Raw genomic sequence first — 13747 nt, 5'->3', positions numbered from 1 at the left:
ATCGAGATGGGGGTGATCGCACCCCAATACATGGGCAACCTCACCTTCCAGCTCTATTCGATCATCTCGAACGACCTGCTGCTCTCAATCCCGTTCTTCACCTTCATGGGCGCGATCCTGGAACGCTGCGGCCTCGCGGAGGATCTGCTCGACTCGATCGGCCAGCTCTTCGGCAGCATCCGCGGCGGCCTCTCCTACGCGGTCATTTTCGTCGGCGCGATCCTCGGCGCCATCACCGGCACGGTCGCGGCCTCGGTCATCGCCATGGCGGTGATCTCGCTGCCGGTGATGATGCGCTACGACTACGACATGAAGCATGCCACGGGCGTCATCGCGGCGTCCGGCACCATCACCCAGCTCATCCCGCCCTCGCTGGTGCTGGTCGTGCTGGCCGACGTCATGGGCCGCTCGGTCGGCGACATGTATGCCGGCGCCATCGGCCCCAGCATCGTGCAGGTGGCGCTCTTCTGCATCTGGGTGGCGATCCTCAGCATCGTCAACCCGGCCGCCGTGCCGGCCCTGCCGCCGGAAGCGCGCACGCTGAAGGGCTGGGCGCTGGCGGGGAAATGCGTCCGCGGCATCGTTCCCTCCGCCGTGCTGATCTTCCTCGTGCTTGGCACCATCTTCATGGGCCTGGCGACACCGACGGAAGCGGGCGCGATGGGCGCGGTCGGCGCCCTGGCGCTGGCTGCGATGTACCGCACGCTCACCTGGAAGCTGACCTATCAGGCGATGTCCTCGACCATGCGCATCACGGCTATGGTCGCGATGATCCTAATCGGCGCGCGCGTGTTCAGCCTCGTGTTCCAGGGCGTCGGCGGCGGCAAGTGGATCGAGCACATGCTCACCGGCTTGCCGGGCGGTCAGGTCGGCTTCCTGACCTTCACGATGATCTTCATCTTCTTCATCGCTTTCTTCCTCGACTTCTTCGAGATCGCCTTCATCATCATCCCGCTGCTGACGCCGGCGGCCGAGAAGCTCGACATCAACCTGATCTGGTTCGCGCTGCTGATCTGCGCCAACATCCAGACCTCGTTCATGCATCCGCCCTTCGGCTTCGCGCTGTTCTACCTGCGCGGCATCGCGCCACCGACGGTGAAGAGCCGAGACATCTATCTCGGCTCGATCCCCTGGATCGTGCTGCAGCTCATCCTGGTCGCGATCATGATCGTCTTCCCGCAGATCGTGACCTACTGGCTGGACAAGCCGGTGACGCTCGATCCGGCGGCGCTGGAGAAGCAGCTCAATTCGATGCCCTCCTTCGGCACGATCGAGCTCAATGGCCTGACACCGCCCAAGCCTTGAGGGGAAGGTCTCAGCATCATCAATCGGTCGAGAGCCAAGCGCCGTTGTGAGGAACGGGTAGGGGACCACCTTTACGAAAAGGCCCCGAGTCTCCCTCGGGGCCTGTTGCGCAGTCGATGCGGCCGGATCAGATGACCGGCTGAGCGATGCGGCCCGAGGCAGTCGCCTGGCGATCGTAAGGATCGGCGTTCTCGTCGAAGCGGTTCCAGCCTTCTTTGCGATATTGGGCGGTGCGCTCGGTACGATCGATGGGCGTCGCACCGTCGAGAATTGCCTCGACGGCAGCCTTCTGCTCGGGCTCGGCACGGACCGAGACGACGGAGCCGCCGCGACGGACGGTCTCGGCGTAATAGTTCGCTTCGTCCTCGTCGTGGCCTTCCTTTACGAAGGAGCCGACTAGGCCGCCAGCGGCGGCGCCGGCCACGGCGCCGGCTGCGGTAGCGGCAAGCCAGCCCGCGGCGACCACGGGACCGACGCCCGGGATCGCCAGCATACCAAGGCCAGCCAGCAAGCCGGCGGCTCCACCGACGCCGGCGCCGATGCCGGCACCTTCAGCGGCGTTGGTCTCGCTGTCGCCATTGCGGCCGACAATGCTGACGTTGCTGCTGGAAATGCCGGCGGCCTCAAGCTGCTCGACGACCGAGCTGGCGGTTTCGTGGTTGTCGTAGGAACGGGTGATGGTGCGGGTCATCGTGTTCTCCAAAAATCGGGGCGAGAGGGGCAACCGTCAGTTCTTGACGATGTTGCCGCGGTAATCGACGGAGACGGTGACCGAGGCGCCAGCGTTGGTCGCCTTGCCCTTCCAGACGCCGTTCTCGTCCTTCTTGAGGTCCATCACATTCGTGTAGCCATTGGATTCCAGGCGGCTCTTGGCCTGGCCCTCGGTGAAGCTGTTTGCGCCCGGCAGCGGGGCGTTCTGGTCAGCTGGTGCGGGCGTCGGCATCGGCGAGGTGGTGGAGGTCTGGGCGATTGCGGCGAACGAAGGCAGCGCCGCGACCAGCGCAACAAGAACGAGCTTTTTCAATTTTGGGATCCTTTTTCGCGGTCTTTCCGCGCTGCTCAATCAACGGGCAGGTGCTCGTTTAAGTTCCGAAGATATAAATCAAATCCCGGAGGAACAGCTGTGAGCGCGGGCAGTTCAGCCACCACGATCCCGAGAATCTGGAGGATACCCGATGGCCACGACCACGAAGCCGCTCGACGACCTGTTCCACGACATGCTCAAGGACGTCTACTACGCCGAAAAGCAGATCCTGAAGGCCCTGCCGAAGATGGCCAAGGCGACCAAGTCGCCCGAGCTCAAGAAAGCCTTCGAGACCCATAAAGCCGAGACCGCCGAGCAGATCGAGCGGCTCAGCCAGGTCTTCGAGGTCATCGGCAAGACGCCCCGCGCCAAGACCTGCGATGCAATCCTCGGCATTCTCAAGGAAGGCGAGGCGGTCATCGAGGACTATGAGGGCAGCCCCGCGCTGGACGCCGGCCTGGTCGCCTCGGCGCAGGCGGTCGAGCATTACGAAATGGCCCGCTACGGCACCCTGAAAGCTTGGGCCACCCAGCTCGGCCACAAGGACGCCGTCAAGCTTCTCGACGAGACCCTTGCCGAGGAGACCAAGACCGACAAGCTGCTCACCCAGCTGGGCGGGCCGGCGAACACGGCGGCCACCGCGCCTGCCGCCAAGGCGGCCTGACCAAGGTCTGATTGGAAGGCCCGCCGAGCGGCACTCGGCGGGCCTTTTCGTTTGGTGCGACGGACGCGGGTAACGATCGGCTAAGCATAACCCGGACAATTCTTTCGATCTTCCGGCAACAACCATCGGCTGTGGCAGTTAGCTAACTGAACAACCGAAAGTCAGCCATGTCGAAACTGGTCGTCCTGATCGTTGAAGACGAGCCGCTGCTCCGGATGGACGCGGTGGATTTCCTTGAGGAAGCTGGTTTTGAGGTGATAGAGGCCGCGCATGCCGACGAGGCCATGGCCGTATTGGCCGACCGCGGCGACGTCGACGCCGTTTTCACCGACATCGAGATGCCCGGCTCTATGGACGGCATCGAGTTCGCTCATACCGTCCGTCATGGATGGCCGCCGATGATGATCGTCGTGGCCAGTGGGCGTGTCGTTCCCGCAGAAGGCGACCTGCCGGACAACGCGCGTTATCTGAGGAAACCGTATCGCCCCGATAAAGTGATCGCTGCCCTTCGACGGGCGGCCTAGGGCACCTGGTCTGGCTATGCCGGCATCCGAAACGTGAACCGGGTCTCGGCTTCTGACGATGCAACGGTCAGCGTGCCGCCATGAGCCTTGGCGATCTCGGACGCAATGTGAAGCCCGAGCCCGAGGCCGTTCGCACTATGACGGACGTCACCTCGGAAGAACGGCTGGAACAGGCGCTCCATGGCCGCGGCGGGAATCGGATCTCCCCCATTGGCGACGGAGATCTCCAAGCCTTCATTGACGCTTGCCGCCTCGACGCGGATGGGTTTGCCAATCGCCCCGTGGGTCAGCGCATTGCCCAGCAGGTTTGACAGGAGCTGCGCGATTCTGGAGTGATCGCAATCGACGGCCGCGTGGATGGAGAAGTCCTCCACGATCTCGACGTCCGGATGCGTCGCCTGGAGTTCGGCCACCACCTGTCGAAGCGTCGGCTCCAGCGGCTTCGAGAGATCGCGCGCCAGGGTCAGCCCGCCGCCGAGCTGACCGCGGGCGAAGTCCAGCACATTGTCGATCAAGCCCGTCATCCGCAGTGAGCTCGCCTGCATCAGGCCGACGAGGCGGGTCTGCTTCGGGCTGAGCGGCTCCTTGCTCGCCATGCGCAATCCTGCGTCGATCGAGGCGAGCGGGTTGCGCAGGTCGTGCCCCAGCACCGCGATGAATTGCTCTCGCATCGCTCTTGTCGCCCTTTCGTCGGCGAGCCCCTGGTAGGCGTCGTCGCGGGATCGGACGAGTGATTGCTCGAAGGTGCGGCGTTGCTCGGCCTGGAAGACGACGAGACGGGTAAGTTCGAGGTTCTCCTCTGCGTCCCGCCGACTGCTTGAGCTGGACGTGCCCATCATGCTGGTGGGCGACTTCAACGTGATCCCGACGGATTTGGACGTCTATAATCCCGCACGCTGGCGCGACGACGCGCTGTTCCGTCCAGAGGTTCGGGACGCCTTTCATGTTGGCCGGCCAGGGTTGGACCGACGCCGTTCGTGCCCTGCACCCCGACGAACGCATCTACACGTTCTGGGACTATCTCCGGAATGGGTGGGGCCGCATGCCGGACTGCGCCTGGATCATTTCCTGCTGAGCCCCCAGATCGCGAAGCGGCTCGTCACTGCCGGCGTCGATCGCGACGTTCGCGGCTGGAAAAAAGCCAGCGACCACGCTCCTGTCTGGATCGAACTTTCCGATGGTGAGCGGCGCCGACGCTCACCTGCGAGGGGATCATAGGATGGACCAGGATTCATTCCGCTTACAGCGGTTCGTGGAGGCCCAAGCCACAACGTTCGACACTGCGCTTAGCGAGATGCGCGAAGGCCGCAAACGCAGCCACTGGATGTGGTTCATCTTTCCGCAACTGCGCGGTCTTGGCCGCACCGCGACGGCGCAATTCTACGGTATCGCTTCGCTGGAGGAAGCACGAGCTTATCTCGCGCACCCGCTCCTTGCGCCGCGCCTCGACCTGGTCACGCAGGCCGTGCTTGCCACCAGCGGTCGGTCACTGCACGAAATTTTTGGTTCGCCGGACGACCTGAAATTCCATTCCTCGATGACGTTGTTCGCCATAGCGTCTGAGCGCCAGGACGGCCCCTTTCGGGATGCCCTCGATCGCTGGTTCGCTGGCGGGATGGATGCTGGATCGATGGCGCTGCTTGGACTCTCGGAGGAGGAAGACCCCAAATAAGCGATGGTGGGCACTGCCTTACGTCTGCCTCCCGCGATGTTCGTGCGCCGATCACTGTATCGTATCTGGCACCGGCAAGTGCTCCGATGCCTCCCGATAAGCGGCATCCAGGTAGAGCTGAAGACCCTTCCGAACCGCCGCCGTCAGCTCGACATCCTCCCCATCGTGGGTAACGCCTCGTATCACAAGACGCTTGATCTCACGCTCGAGCGCAAGACGAAGCGCCGGCATCCGCTCGGATCGGCCACTTCCATCATTTTGATGGGCAAATGCCACAACGAGTAACCGGCGCAGGCCTGCGTTGAGCGCCTTGGCGATGGCGGCATCCTGGTTCGACATCTGACCTGACTTTCTCAAACTTACCGCTGTGGAACCATGATACTCCCCAGCTAGTTCCTCGACCGCGTTGTCGGGTGACGCGATTGAAGGAACGGCCATGGCTCCGCGTGCTGTCTGGAAGGGTGTTCTCAAGATCGCCGAAGTGACCTGTCCGGTATCCCTCTACACGGCCGCGTCCACATCCGAGCGGATCTCGTTCCACACCCTGAACCGCAAGACCGGCAACCGCGTCCATCGCCAGTTCATCGACGAGGTCTCGGGCAAGCCGGTGGAGACCGAAGATCAGGTCAAGGGCTACGACAAGGGCAATGGTGACTACGTAATCCTCGAACCCGAAGAGATCGCTGCCGCCATCCCCGAGAGCGACAAGACGCTGACGGTCGAGACGTTCCTGCCCTGCGACGAGATCGACGATATCTTCTTCGACAAGCCCTACTACGTAGCGCCCAGCTCGCCTGTTGCGTCCGAGGCCTTCGCGCTGATCCGAGAGGGCATGAAGCGTCAAAAGTCTGCCGCACTTGCCAGGACGGTGATCTTCCGCCGAATGCGGTCGATCCTGATCCGGCCCCATGGCGAGGGACTGATCGCGACGACTCTCAACTTCGACTACGAAGTGCGATCCGCTGAAGACGCATTCAGCGATGTGCCGACGATCAAGATCGACGACGAGATGCTCCAGCTTGCTGAGCACATCATCAAGACAAAAGCCGGGGAGTTCGATCCAAAGGAATTCGACGACCGGTATGACAGTGCGTTGGCAGAGCTCGTCCAGGCGAAGATCGAAGGACGCAAGATCAAGCCGCAGAAGCGGCCCGAGCCAACCAAGGTCGTCAGTCTGCTGGATGCGTTGCGCGAGAGCGCCAAAGGCGGAGCCGGCAAGAAGGCTAGAAAAGCGGCCGCCGCTTCGAAGGAAGCCGCGCGGAGAAAGGCCGGCTGATCACGTCTTGCGGGGTTCGAGGCTCCGCTTCAGCGCGTCCATGATGTTCACGACATTGCCTTCGCTGGCCTGAGGCTTCGCCGCTTTCGTGGGCTTACGGCCCTTCTGCTTGGCCTTGATGATGGCAAGAAGCTCGTCCTGAACCGGGTCCTTGGCAAGATCGGGCGACCAGTCTTTCGTCCGGGTGGTGATCAGCTTGTCCATGAGCGGCCGAAGATCAGCTTCAGGTTCGGCGTCCTTGATCCCTGCGAAATAATCCTTCTCGGGCCGGACCTCGTCGCCATAGCGCAGCGTCCACAGGACGATGCCGTTGTCGCGCGCATCGAGCAGAACGGCCCGTTCGCGGCGATAAAGCACGACGCGGGAGATCCCCACCGTCTTCGTCCGTTTCATCGCCTCGCGGATGACCGAGAACGCCTCCTCGCCGACCTTGGAGTCGGGCACGAGATAGTGGGGCGCGTCATACCAGATCCAGCCGACTGAGGATCTTGGCGCGAACGTCTGGATGTCGATCGTCCGGGTGCTTTCCAGAGCAACAGAATCCAGCTCGTCATCCTCCAGGACGACGTAGTCGTCATCTCCCTTGGGATAGCCTTTGACCTCGTCGTCATCAGCGACGGGCTTGCCGGTGACCGCATCCACGTACCTGCTCTGGATGCGGTTGCCAGTCTTGCGGTTCAGCGTGTGAAAGCGGACCTTCTCGCTTTCCGAACGCGCCGGCATCATCGCGACCGGGCAGGTCACGAGAGACAGCTTCAGATAGCCCTTCCAGAATGTCCGCGGCGCCATGGTCTTCATCTCCCGAATGACCGGTGAACGCCGGGCTGTGGCCGTTCGTTCCGGTCGATCGCTTGCCGGTGGCCCGTCAGGCCGCCTCAGCGCGCTTGCCAAGTTTCTTGATGGCGTCGGCGATCGACCCCGCCGCGTCGTCGTAGCCCTCCCAAGCCTTGGTCTTCTTCAGCAGGCCAGGCAGGGTCCTGACGGTGAAGCGGCTCGGATCGAGATCGGCCTTCACTTGCGACCAGGTGAGCGGCATCGACGCATGGGCGCCTGGACGCGCCCTGGGGGACAAGGGCGCGACGGCGGTCGCCATACGGTCGTTGCGGAGATAGTCAAGGAAGATGCGGCCGTTGCGAAGTCGCTTGGCCATGTTGATGACGTAACGCGAGGGCTCCTCGCTTGCCAGCTCGGCACAGACCCGCCGTGCAAAGTCCTTGGCCGCCGGCCAATCGACGGTGGCGCGCTTGCCCGACGCCAGCGGCACGACGACGTGCAAGCCCTTGCCCCCGGTCGTCTTGCAGAAGCTGACCAGACCGAGGACCTCAAGCCGCCCGCGCATCTGCTTGGCTGCATCGATCACGTCGCCAAAAGTTACCCCCGGCCCTGGGTCCAGATCGAAGACGAGGCGCCCGGGCGTCTCCGGATCGCCGGGGAGGCAGTTCCAGGGGTGGAGTTCGATACCTCCGACTTGGGCTGCCGCAGCCAGTGCCTCGATCCGATCGATCTGGAGATAGGGCTTCTTGTCGCCGAAGACCCGAACCAGTTCGAACAGGTTCGATGTCCCCATGCCGGCATGGCGCTGGAAGAACGTCTCGCCGCCGATCCCATCAGGAGTGCGCACCAGAGAACAGGGCCTTCCCTTGATGTGCGGCAGCAGCCACGCGCCGACCGCCTCAAAATATTCAGCCAGGTCTTGCTTGGAGACAGGTCGGCCGTCTTCCGCATCGGGCCACAACGGCTTGTCGGGATGGCTGATGCTGACACCCATGACATCAGCCCTGCCGCCGCGTCCGCGAGCGCGAGAGGGAGGCTTGGGCTCGGGCGTCTGCGTCTCCGCCGGATCGGCAGGCAGTTCGGTCTCGACCTCATCCGCAGGCTTGTCCTCGCGCAGTCCCTTGAATGCTGCCTGGCGGACCATGCCGTCACCGGTCCAGCCGGCGAATTCGATCTCGGCGACGAGTTCCGGTTTCAGCCAGGTCACACCCGGCTCACGTTTAGGCGCGCCTACGCCGGTGAAGGGCGATGCCTTCGCGGTGACGGCCTTGAGCCTCGGCAGCAGTGCATCAACCTTCGCCGCGCTGTAGCCGGTGCCGACACGGCCGACATAAACGAATTGGGAGCCCCGGTTGACGCCAACGAGAAGCGATCTGAACTTGCCTTCGGTGGTGGACCAGCCTCCGATCACGACCTCATGGCCGGCTCGACACTTGGACTTCGTCCAAGTTTCACTTCGTCCCGAGACGTAAGGTGCATCGACGGCCTTGGAGACGATGCCTTCCAGTGACAGCTTGCAGGCCGATTTCAGGACCGCATCGCCACCTGTCTCGAAATGCTCGACATAGCGCAGCACGACACCATCAGCATGATCCTCAAGATACGCCTTCAACTGCTCTTTTCGTCGAAGCAGAGGTCGCTCGCGCAGATCGGTATCCTTGTCGAACAGCATATCGAAGGCGAAGAAGACCAGATCATCAGTCTTGTTCTCGGAAAGGGCGGCCTGGAGCGCCGCAAAATCGGGCGAGCCGTGACCGTCGAGCGCAACGATCTCGCCGTCGATAATCGCGTCCGGCAGCCCCTTGGCTGCCTTCGCGATCGCGCCGAATTTTTGGGTCCAGTCCAGACCCTTCCGCGTTTTCAAGGTCACCTTGCCGGCGTCGATCCGCATCTGGATGCGATAGCCGTCGAACTTAATCTCATGGACCCAACCGCCGCCGTTGGTGGGACGCTCGATGCTCCGACAGAGCTGTGGCGCGATGAAGGCTGGCAGAGCAACTGGAGCGCCGGACTTGCTGGAGGCAGGCGCCATAGGCGACGGAGATTTGGACTTGGAGGCGGGCTTGGTCGGTTCGTGCCTCTCGTCGGCCGCCAGTCCTTTCCGACTGTCCCACTCCGCGTCCGGGGCGAGGATATCGTCCTCTAGCATGAAAGGCTTGGGCGAGCGTCCCTTGCCTGCAGCGATGGTTGCCATGCTGCGACCTGACGCCACCGACTTATCGTCTGCCAGGACCGCGTCGCCATGGCTTTCGACGGCATGTTCGTCGCGGTGCTTGATCAGGAGCCAGTTGGTGCGCTTGCCACCGTCCCGATCATGGCGCATGCGGACGAGGACGAAGCTGCCGTGTAAACGCTCACCCTCGAGTGCGAATTTAAGCTCGCCCTTCTCAAGTTGCCTTTCCGGGCTGAGCTTGCCTTCAGCTTCCCAGTAGCCGCGATCCCAGAGTTGGACCGTTCCGCCGCCATACTGCCCCTTCGGAATTGTGCCTTCGAAATCGCCGTAGGGCAGGGGGTGATCTTCGACCTCGACGGCCAGCCGCTTGTCGCCTGGATCGAGCGATGGACCTTTGGTCACAGCCCAGGACCGAAAGACGCCATCGAGTTCCAGCCGCAGGTCGTAGTGCAGACGGGTTGCGTCATGCTTCTGGATCACGAACCGCAGGCGGTTCGACGCAGCGACCGAAGCCTCACCATCAGGCTCCTTGGTCTTCTCGAAATCGCGCTTCTGGCGATACGCCTTGAGCTTTTCCAACACACACCCCCACTGCACACTCGAAGTTGGACTGCTGCGATCAGGCGGCGATCGCGCGATAATGTGCTGCGGATGCAGCAAGGCGGTCGGCGCGATTCAGATCCTCCTGAGACCAGGCGGGGATGGGATCCTCCAGCAACGCCAGCAGAACCTCGCGGTCGATCTGGCCGTTGGCCACGGCGCTGGCGATGGCCGCTCTCGTCTCACGCTCGGCTCCAAGCTGTGCCGCGAGCGCCCGGATGAGCCTGTCTCTGGGATCTTTACGCATGACGATCTCCCTGTTGAGAAGCAAAACAAGCTTTCGGGCTCGTGTGTTCCGTTGCACTCAAGGGGAGAGGGTGTCGCCTGGGCGGCAGAACTCCGCGAGTTGTTCGCTGCCTATGTCGAGGCCAAGCAGCGGCAGAATGTGCTCGATTACGACGATCTGCTGCTCTACTGGGCCCAGACCATGTGCGACCCCGATCTCGCCGCCGATATCGGCGCGCGCTTCGATCACGTCATGGTGGACGAGTATCAGGACACCAACCGGCTGCAATCATCGATCTTGCTGGCGCTGAAACCGCGGCCCGGAAGGAATAGATCGACTGCGCGTCGTCGCCGACCACGGTGAGGCCGCGGCCATCGGGTGGGCGCTTGAAAAGCGCCGGAACGCGCACCGTGAAACTGCGCGGTCGCGCGAGGGCCGTGACGTTTCACGTCTTCGACCCACGTAACATCGAGGACATGCTCGATGGGGACCGTCCAGTCGTCTGGCGTGGGGACGATGCGCGTGTGGCGGCCGAAAACCGACGGCGTGCGGCCGGCAGAGCGGCTCTGGCGCGCGCCGCCAAGCATCAAGATAGGAAGGGGAGCGAGACGGACGGCAACAAGGACGACGACGCGCGAGCGCCGTTGGCAGCCTGGGATGCGTTCTCGGCCGACGGCCTCCATCCGTTGAGGCCGACCATGACGACAGCTTGCGCGAGGCAATCTTGGCAGTTCTTTGGCGTAGGGGAGTAGGACAAGCGCTGCCTCCACAAAATGACTGGTGGCAGCGGAAAGTTCGTGGGTCCCAAGGATCGAATGGGCCGACCGGCGGTTGACTGATATGCAGTCGACAACTGATCTTGCTCCCGATCCCTATATCCTTGTCCTCACTGGTGCCGGACTCCTCATCGCGCTCGTGGCCTGGCTACCCTTGGCGCTGCAGCGCCTGCCCCTCTCCTTGCCGATCGTGTGCATAGCCTTGGGAGCGGCGATCTTCTCGCTGCCCTGGGTGACGCTTGATCCCTTGCCGATGCATTATCCCGAGATCACAGAGCGCTTCCCGGAGTTCGTGGTCATCATCGCCTTGATGGGCGCTGGGCTAAAGCTCGACAGGCTCTTCAGCTTCCGAAAATGGGCGATCACCTGGCGACTGATCGCGATCACGATGCCCCTAAGCATCGCGGCGATCACCCTTCTAGCCGGTTGGTGGCTAGGCATACCATGGGCGATCGCACTCCTCCTTGCAGCCGCGTTGGCACCGACCGATCCCGTGCTGGCAGCCGACGTCCAGGTCGGCCCGCCGCAATCTGGACAGGAGGACGAGGTGCGCTTCGGACTGACCTCGGAGGCTGGACTGAATGACGGCTTCGCCTTCCCCTTCGTCCACCTCGCAATCGCTCTCGCAGCCGCCTCGGCCACGGGCGAGCCGTGGCTGACGGATTGGCTAACCTATAATGTGCTTTGGGAGATCGGCGCCGGCATAGCCGCCGGTTACGTCATCGGCCGCGCTTTTGGCTGGCTGACCTTTAACGCGCCGGCCAAGACCAAGCTGGCCAAGACCGGCGATGGCCTCATCGCGCTCTCGGCGACCTTAGTCTCCTACGGCCTGACCGAACTCATCCATTGCTACGGCTTCCTGGCGGTGTTTGTCACGGCGCTGACTTTCCGCAACGCCCACCGCGATCACGACTTTCAGCTCGAGATGCACGAGCTGACCGAACAGATCGAGCGCATCGCGATGATGGTTCTGCTGCTGGCGTTCGGCGGCGCGCTCGTCAGCGGGCTGCTGACACCCCTCTCTGGAATCGACGTTGTGCTGGCGTTGGTCATCCTTCTCGTCATACGCCCGGTCACAGGGCTGATCGGACTGATCGGTCACGATGCGAACTGGACCGAGAGGCTGACGTTGGCGTTCTTCGGTATCCGGGGGGTCGGCACCATCTACTATCTCGCCTATGGGCTGAACCACATGGGCGTTGTCGAGGGAGGCGAGCGGCTCTGGGCGATCGTGGGCCTGATCATTCTGATGTCGATCCTGATGCACGGCATAACGGTCACACCGGTCATGCGTCTGCTCGACCGTCGCCGGGCGCATGATCCGGATAGGAATGGGGCAAGCACTGATCCGTCGACGAGACCTGATCCCGGCCCAGCGACGCACAGGACGCAGCCGATCGCAACGCAACCAACGCTAGCCGGTAGCGTTACAGATCGGGGCGATAGCCACATATGCGGGTTGCGAGTGAGGACCAATGACCATGGCCGATCAACTCGAACTCGATGAGCACCGCGCCTTTCAAGAGAAGTACTGGACCGTCCAGCGCTGGGCCTGGGTCGGATACGGCCTCATCATCGTCGCTGCGCTGCTGGGGTTTTCAGGAGAAGGCGGGTTGTTCGCTCGCGCTCAAATCCAAGTGGCCGGCAATGAGATCAACTATCCCCGTTTCGCGCGCTGGCAGACAGAGGACACCATCTCCATCGCGTTCGCCCCAGCGGGGCAAGCCGACCGCAGAATTCTTCTATCCCCCGAGCTCGGCAGAAGAATCGCGATCGAAGGGGCCCAGCCTCGGCCATCGCAATCATCGGCCACGGCGGCGGGCGAAGAGCTGATCGTCCACGTTCGACCAGGTGAGCGCGCCATGGCAAAGATCAGGATCAAGCCAGACGCCCCCGATATCGTACGCGGTACCGTATCAATCGACGGCGCGCCCGCGGCCGTGACCCTGATCATTCTTCCCTAGGGTCCATCATGGAAACCGTTCTTCGCGGCTTTGCGATCTACGTCGTCCTGCTTGTCATCGTTCGGCTGTCGGGGCGCAGGACGCTCGCGCAAATGACGCCCTTCGACCTCGTCCTTCTGCTGATCATCGCCGAGACCACGCAGCAAGCGCTGCTCGGAGACGATTTTTCGATCACCAACGCGCTTGTTCTGATCGTCACGCTTTTCGGGATCGACATCGCCCTGTCCTATCTCAAGAAGGAATATAGTGGGTTGTGCCTGTTGATCGATGGCACGCCGACAATCCTCTTAAGCCATGGCCAGCCTGACGAGCGCGCGTTGAGGCGTGCCCGGGTCAGCATCGATGACGTTTTGAAGGCCGCTCGCATCCAACAAGGTCTGGAAAGACAGGATCAAATCAAATTCGCAGTCCTCGAAGCGAGCGGCGAGATCAGCATCGTACCGAAGGATTAGACGCGGCATCCAGCCTCAGAGCGTCAGCGTGGCTTGATCAGCGCCACCCTGCACCGCTCCAGTTCCGTCCATCATCCGCGACCGACGTCGCGAGCGCCAAATTCCGCGAACGCGTCGCGAATTGTGCTCGCTGTCGCGTCATCCTGGATATCGACCGAGACCTCTATCGGCCCGGTCAGCTTGGCGTCGGACCGTTCACCCGTGCTCGGCGCAGCAGCATCGCTGTCGGCTCCGGCGGTCTGCTCGCCCGCACTGTTGGCATCTCCCACAGGCGCGATGAGGATAAGGCTGCGATCCGACGCCATGTTCCTGAACCA

At 62.7% G+C, this 13747-nt stretch carries 17 protein-coding genes and 2 pseudogenes; 10 read left to right on the top strand and 9 right to left on the bottom strand.

Going from position 1 to position 13747, the window contains the following annotated elements; genetic code table 11:
• On the top strand, positions 1-1305 hold a 1305-nt coding region (locus V7S63_RS26175; RefSeq protein ID WP_336532440.1), incomplete at its 5' end, for a TRAP transporter large permease.
• A 127-nt stretch (positions 1306-1432) separates the two neighbouring features.
• On the opposite strand, the gene V7S63_RS26170 is transcribed toward V7S63_RS26175, so the two are convergent.
• Positions 1433-1996 carry a hypothetical protein gene (locus tag V7S63_RS26170; RefSeq protein WP_336532439.1) on the bottom strand — a complete coding sequence of 188 codons (564 nt, stop codon included), beginning with the start codon at positions 1994-1996 and terminating at the stop codon, positions 1433-1435.
• Positions 1997-2032: 36 nt separating this feature from the next.
• A complete protein-coding gene (locus V7S63_RS26165; RefSeq protein ID WP_336532438.1) occupies positions 2033-2329 on the bottom strand; it encodes a hypothetical protein in 297 nt (98 codons plus the stop codon).
• Between the two features lie 151 nt (positions 2330-2480).
• On the opposite strand from V7S63_RS26165, the gene V7S63_RS26160 reads away from it, so the two are divergent.
• Both V7S63_RS26160 and V7S63_RS26155 read left to right on the top strand, forming a co-directional pair.
• Positions 2481-2993, top strand: a complete 513-nt coding sequence (locus V7S63_RS26160; protein ID WP_091839611.1) for a YciE/YciF ferroxidase family protein — start codon at positions 2481-2483, stop codon at positions 2991-2993.
• Between the two features lie 167 nt (positions 2994-3160).
• Positions 3161-3517 carry a response regulator gene (locus V7S63_RS26155; RefSeq protein WP_336532437.1) on the top strand — a complete coding sequence of 119 codons (357 nt, stop codon included), beginning with the start codon at positions 3161-3163 and terminating at the stop codon, positions 3515-3517.
• Positions 3518-3531: 14 nt separating this feature from the next.
• Here the strand turns inward: V7S63_RS26155 and V7S63_RS26150 are convergent, their stop codons facing one another.
• Positions 3532-4374: a sensor histidine kinase gene (locus V7S63_RS26150; RefSeq protein WP_336532436.1), complete on the bottom strand. Its 843-nt coding sequence runs from the start codon at positions 4372-4374 to the stop codon at positions 3532-3534.
• Here V7S63_RS26150 and V7S63_RS26145 point away from each other — a divergent pair.
• Together V7S63_RS26145 and V7S63_RS26140 are read left to right on the top strand one after the other, a co-directional pair.
• A complete protein-coding gene (locus V7S63_RS26145; RefSeq protein WP_336532435.1) occupies positions 4355-4735 on the top strand; it encodes an endonuclease/exonuclease/phosphatase family protein in 381 nt (126 codons plus the stop codon). The two genes, V7S63_RS26150 and V7S63_RS26145, sit on opposite strands and share 20 nt — an antisense overlap.
• A gap of 1 nt (position 4736) precedes the next feature.
• Complete coding sequence (locus tag V7S63_RS26140; RefSeq protein WP_336532434.1) at positions 4737-5189, top strand: DUF1810 domain-containing protein; 453 nt, start codon at positions 4737-4739, stop codon at positions 5187-5189.
• Between the two features lie 51 nt (positions 5190-5240).
• Here the strand turns inward: V7S63_RS26140 and V7S63_RS26135 are convergent, their stop codons facing one another.
• Complete coding sequence (locus V7S63_RS26135) at positions 5241-5528, bottom strand: hypothetical protein (protein WP_336532433.1); 288 nt, start codon at positions 5526-5528, stop codon at positions 5241-5243.
• Positions 5529-5625: 97 nt separating this feature from the next.
• On the opposite strand from V7S63_RS26135, the gene ku (V7S63_RS26130) reads away from it, so the two are divergent.
• Positions 5626-6465, top strand: a complete 840-nt coding sequence (gene ku, locus V7S63_RS26130; protein WP_336532432.1) for a non-homologous end joining protein Ku — start codon at positions 5626-5628, stop codon at positions 6463-6465.
• Here the strand turns inward: ku (V7S63_RS26130) and ku (V7S63_RS26125) are convergent, their stop codons facing one another.
• The 3 genes from ku (V7S63_RS26125) to V7S63_RS26115 all read right to left on the bottom strand — a co-directional run bounded on the left by ku (V7S63_RS26125) (position 6466) and on the right by V7S63_RS26115 (position 10283).
• A complete protein-coding gene (ku, locus tag V7S63_RS26125) occupies positions 6466-7254 on the bottom strand; it encodes a non-homologous end joining protein Ku (RefSeq protein WP_091840186.1) in 789 nt (262 codons plus the stop codon).
• 76 nt (positions 7255-7330) lie between these two features.
• A complete protein-coding gene (gene ligD / locus V7S63_RS26120) occupies positions 7331-9994 on the bottom strand; it encodes a DNA ligase D (RefSeq protein ID WP_442896523.1) in 2664 nt (887 codons plus the stop codon).
• Positions 9995-10031: 37 nt separating this feature from the next.
• Positions 10032-10283: a hypothetical protein gene (locus V7S63_RS26115; RefSeq protein WP_336532430.1), complete on the bottom strand. Its 252-nt coding sequence runs from the start codon at positions 10281-10283 to the stop codon at positions 10032-10034.
• Between the two features lie 54 nt (positions 10284-10337).
• On the opposite strand from V7S63_RS26115, the pseudogene V7S63_RS26110 reads away from it, so the two are divergent.
• Positions 10338-10553, top strand: a pseudogene (locus tag V7S63_RS26110) (UvrD-helicase domain-containing protein); the annotation flags it as partial.
• On the opposite strand, the pseudogene V7S63_RS28765 reads toward V7S63_RS26110, so the two are convergent.
• Positions 10552-10617, bottom strand: a pseudogene (locus V7S63_RS28765) (UvrD-helicase domain-containing protein); the annotation flags it as partial. The pseudogenes V7S63_RS26110 and V7S63_RS28765 overlap by 2 nt on opposite strands.
• Positions 10618-11078: 461 nt before the next feature.
• Between V7S63_RS28765 and V7S63_RS26105 the strand changes: the two are divergent.
• The 3 genes from V7S63_RS26105 to V7S63_RS26095 are packed head-to-tail and all read left to right on the top strand — an operon-like array spanning position 11079 to position 13430.
• Positions 11079-12521 carry a cation:proton antiporter gene (locus V7S63_RS26105; RefSeq protein ID WP_336532429.1) on the top strand — a complete coding sequence of 481 codons (1443 nt, stop codon included), beginning with the start codon at positions 11079-11081 and terminating at the stop codon, positions 12519-12521.
• Positions 12496-12978 (top strand): hypothetical protein, encoded by a 483-nt coding sequence (locus V7S63_RS26100; RefSeq protein WP_336532428.1) that lies wholly within the window; start codon positions 12496-12498, stop codon positions 12976-12978. Before V7S63_RS26105 ends, V7S63_RS26100 begins: the two co-directional genes overlap by 26 nt.
• Before the next feature lie 8 nt (positions 12979-12986).
• On the top strand, positions 12987-13430 hold the full coding sequence (locus tag V7S63_RS26095; RefSeq protein ID WP_336532427.1) for a DUF421 domain-containing protein: 444 nt from the start codon (positions 12987-12989) through the stop codon (positions 13428-13430).
• Positions 13431-13501: 71 nt separating this feature from the next.
• Here V7S63_RS26095 and V7S63_RS26090 read toward each other — a convergent pair whose 3' ends face one another.
• Positions 13502-13735, bottom strand: a complete 234-nt coding sequence (locus V7S63_RS26090; protein WP_336532426.1) for a hypothetical protein — start codon at positions 13733-13735, stop codon at positions 13502-13504.
• Between the last annotated feature and the right edge of the window lie 12 nt (positions 13736-13747).

It is taken from the genome of Allobosea sp. CCNWLY174, assembly GCF_037120455.1.
In the GTDB taxonomy this organism is placed as follows: Bacteria; Pseudomonadota; Alphaproteobacteria; order Rhizobiales; family Beijerinckiaceae; genus Allobosea; species Allobosea lupini.
Note: the sequence above shows the minus strand (reverse complement) of the source record. Positions and strands in the feature narration are given on the sequence as shown.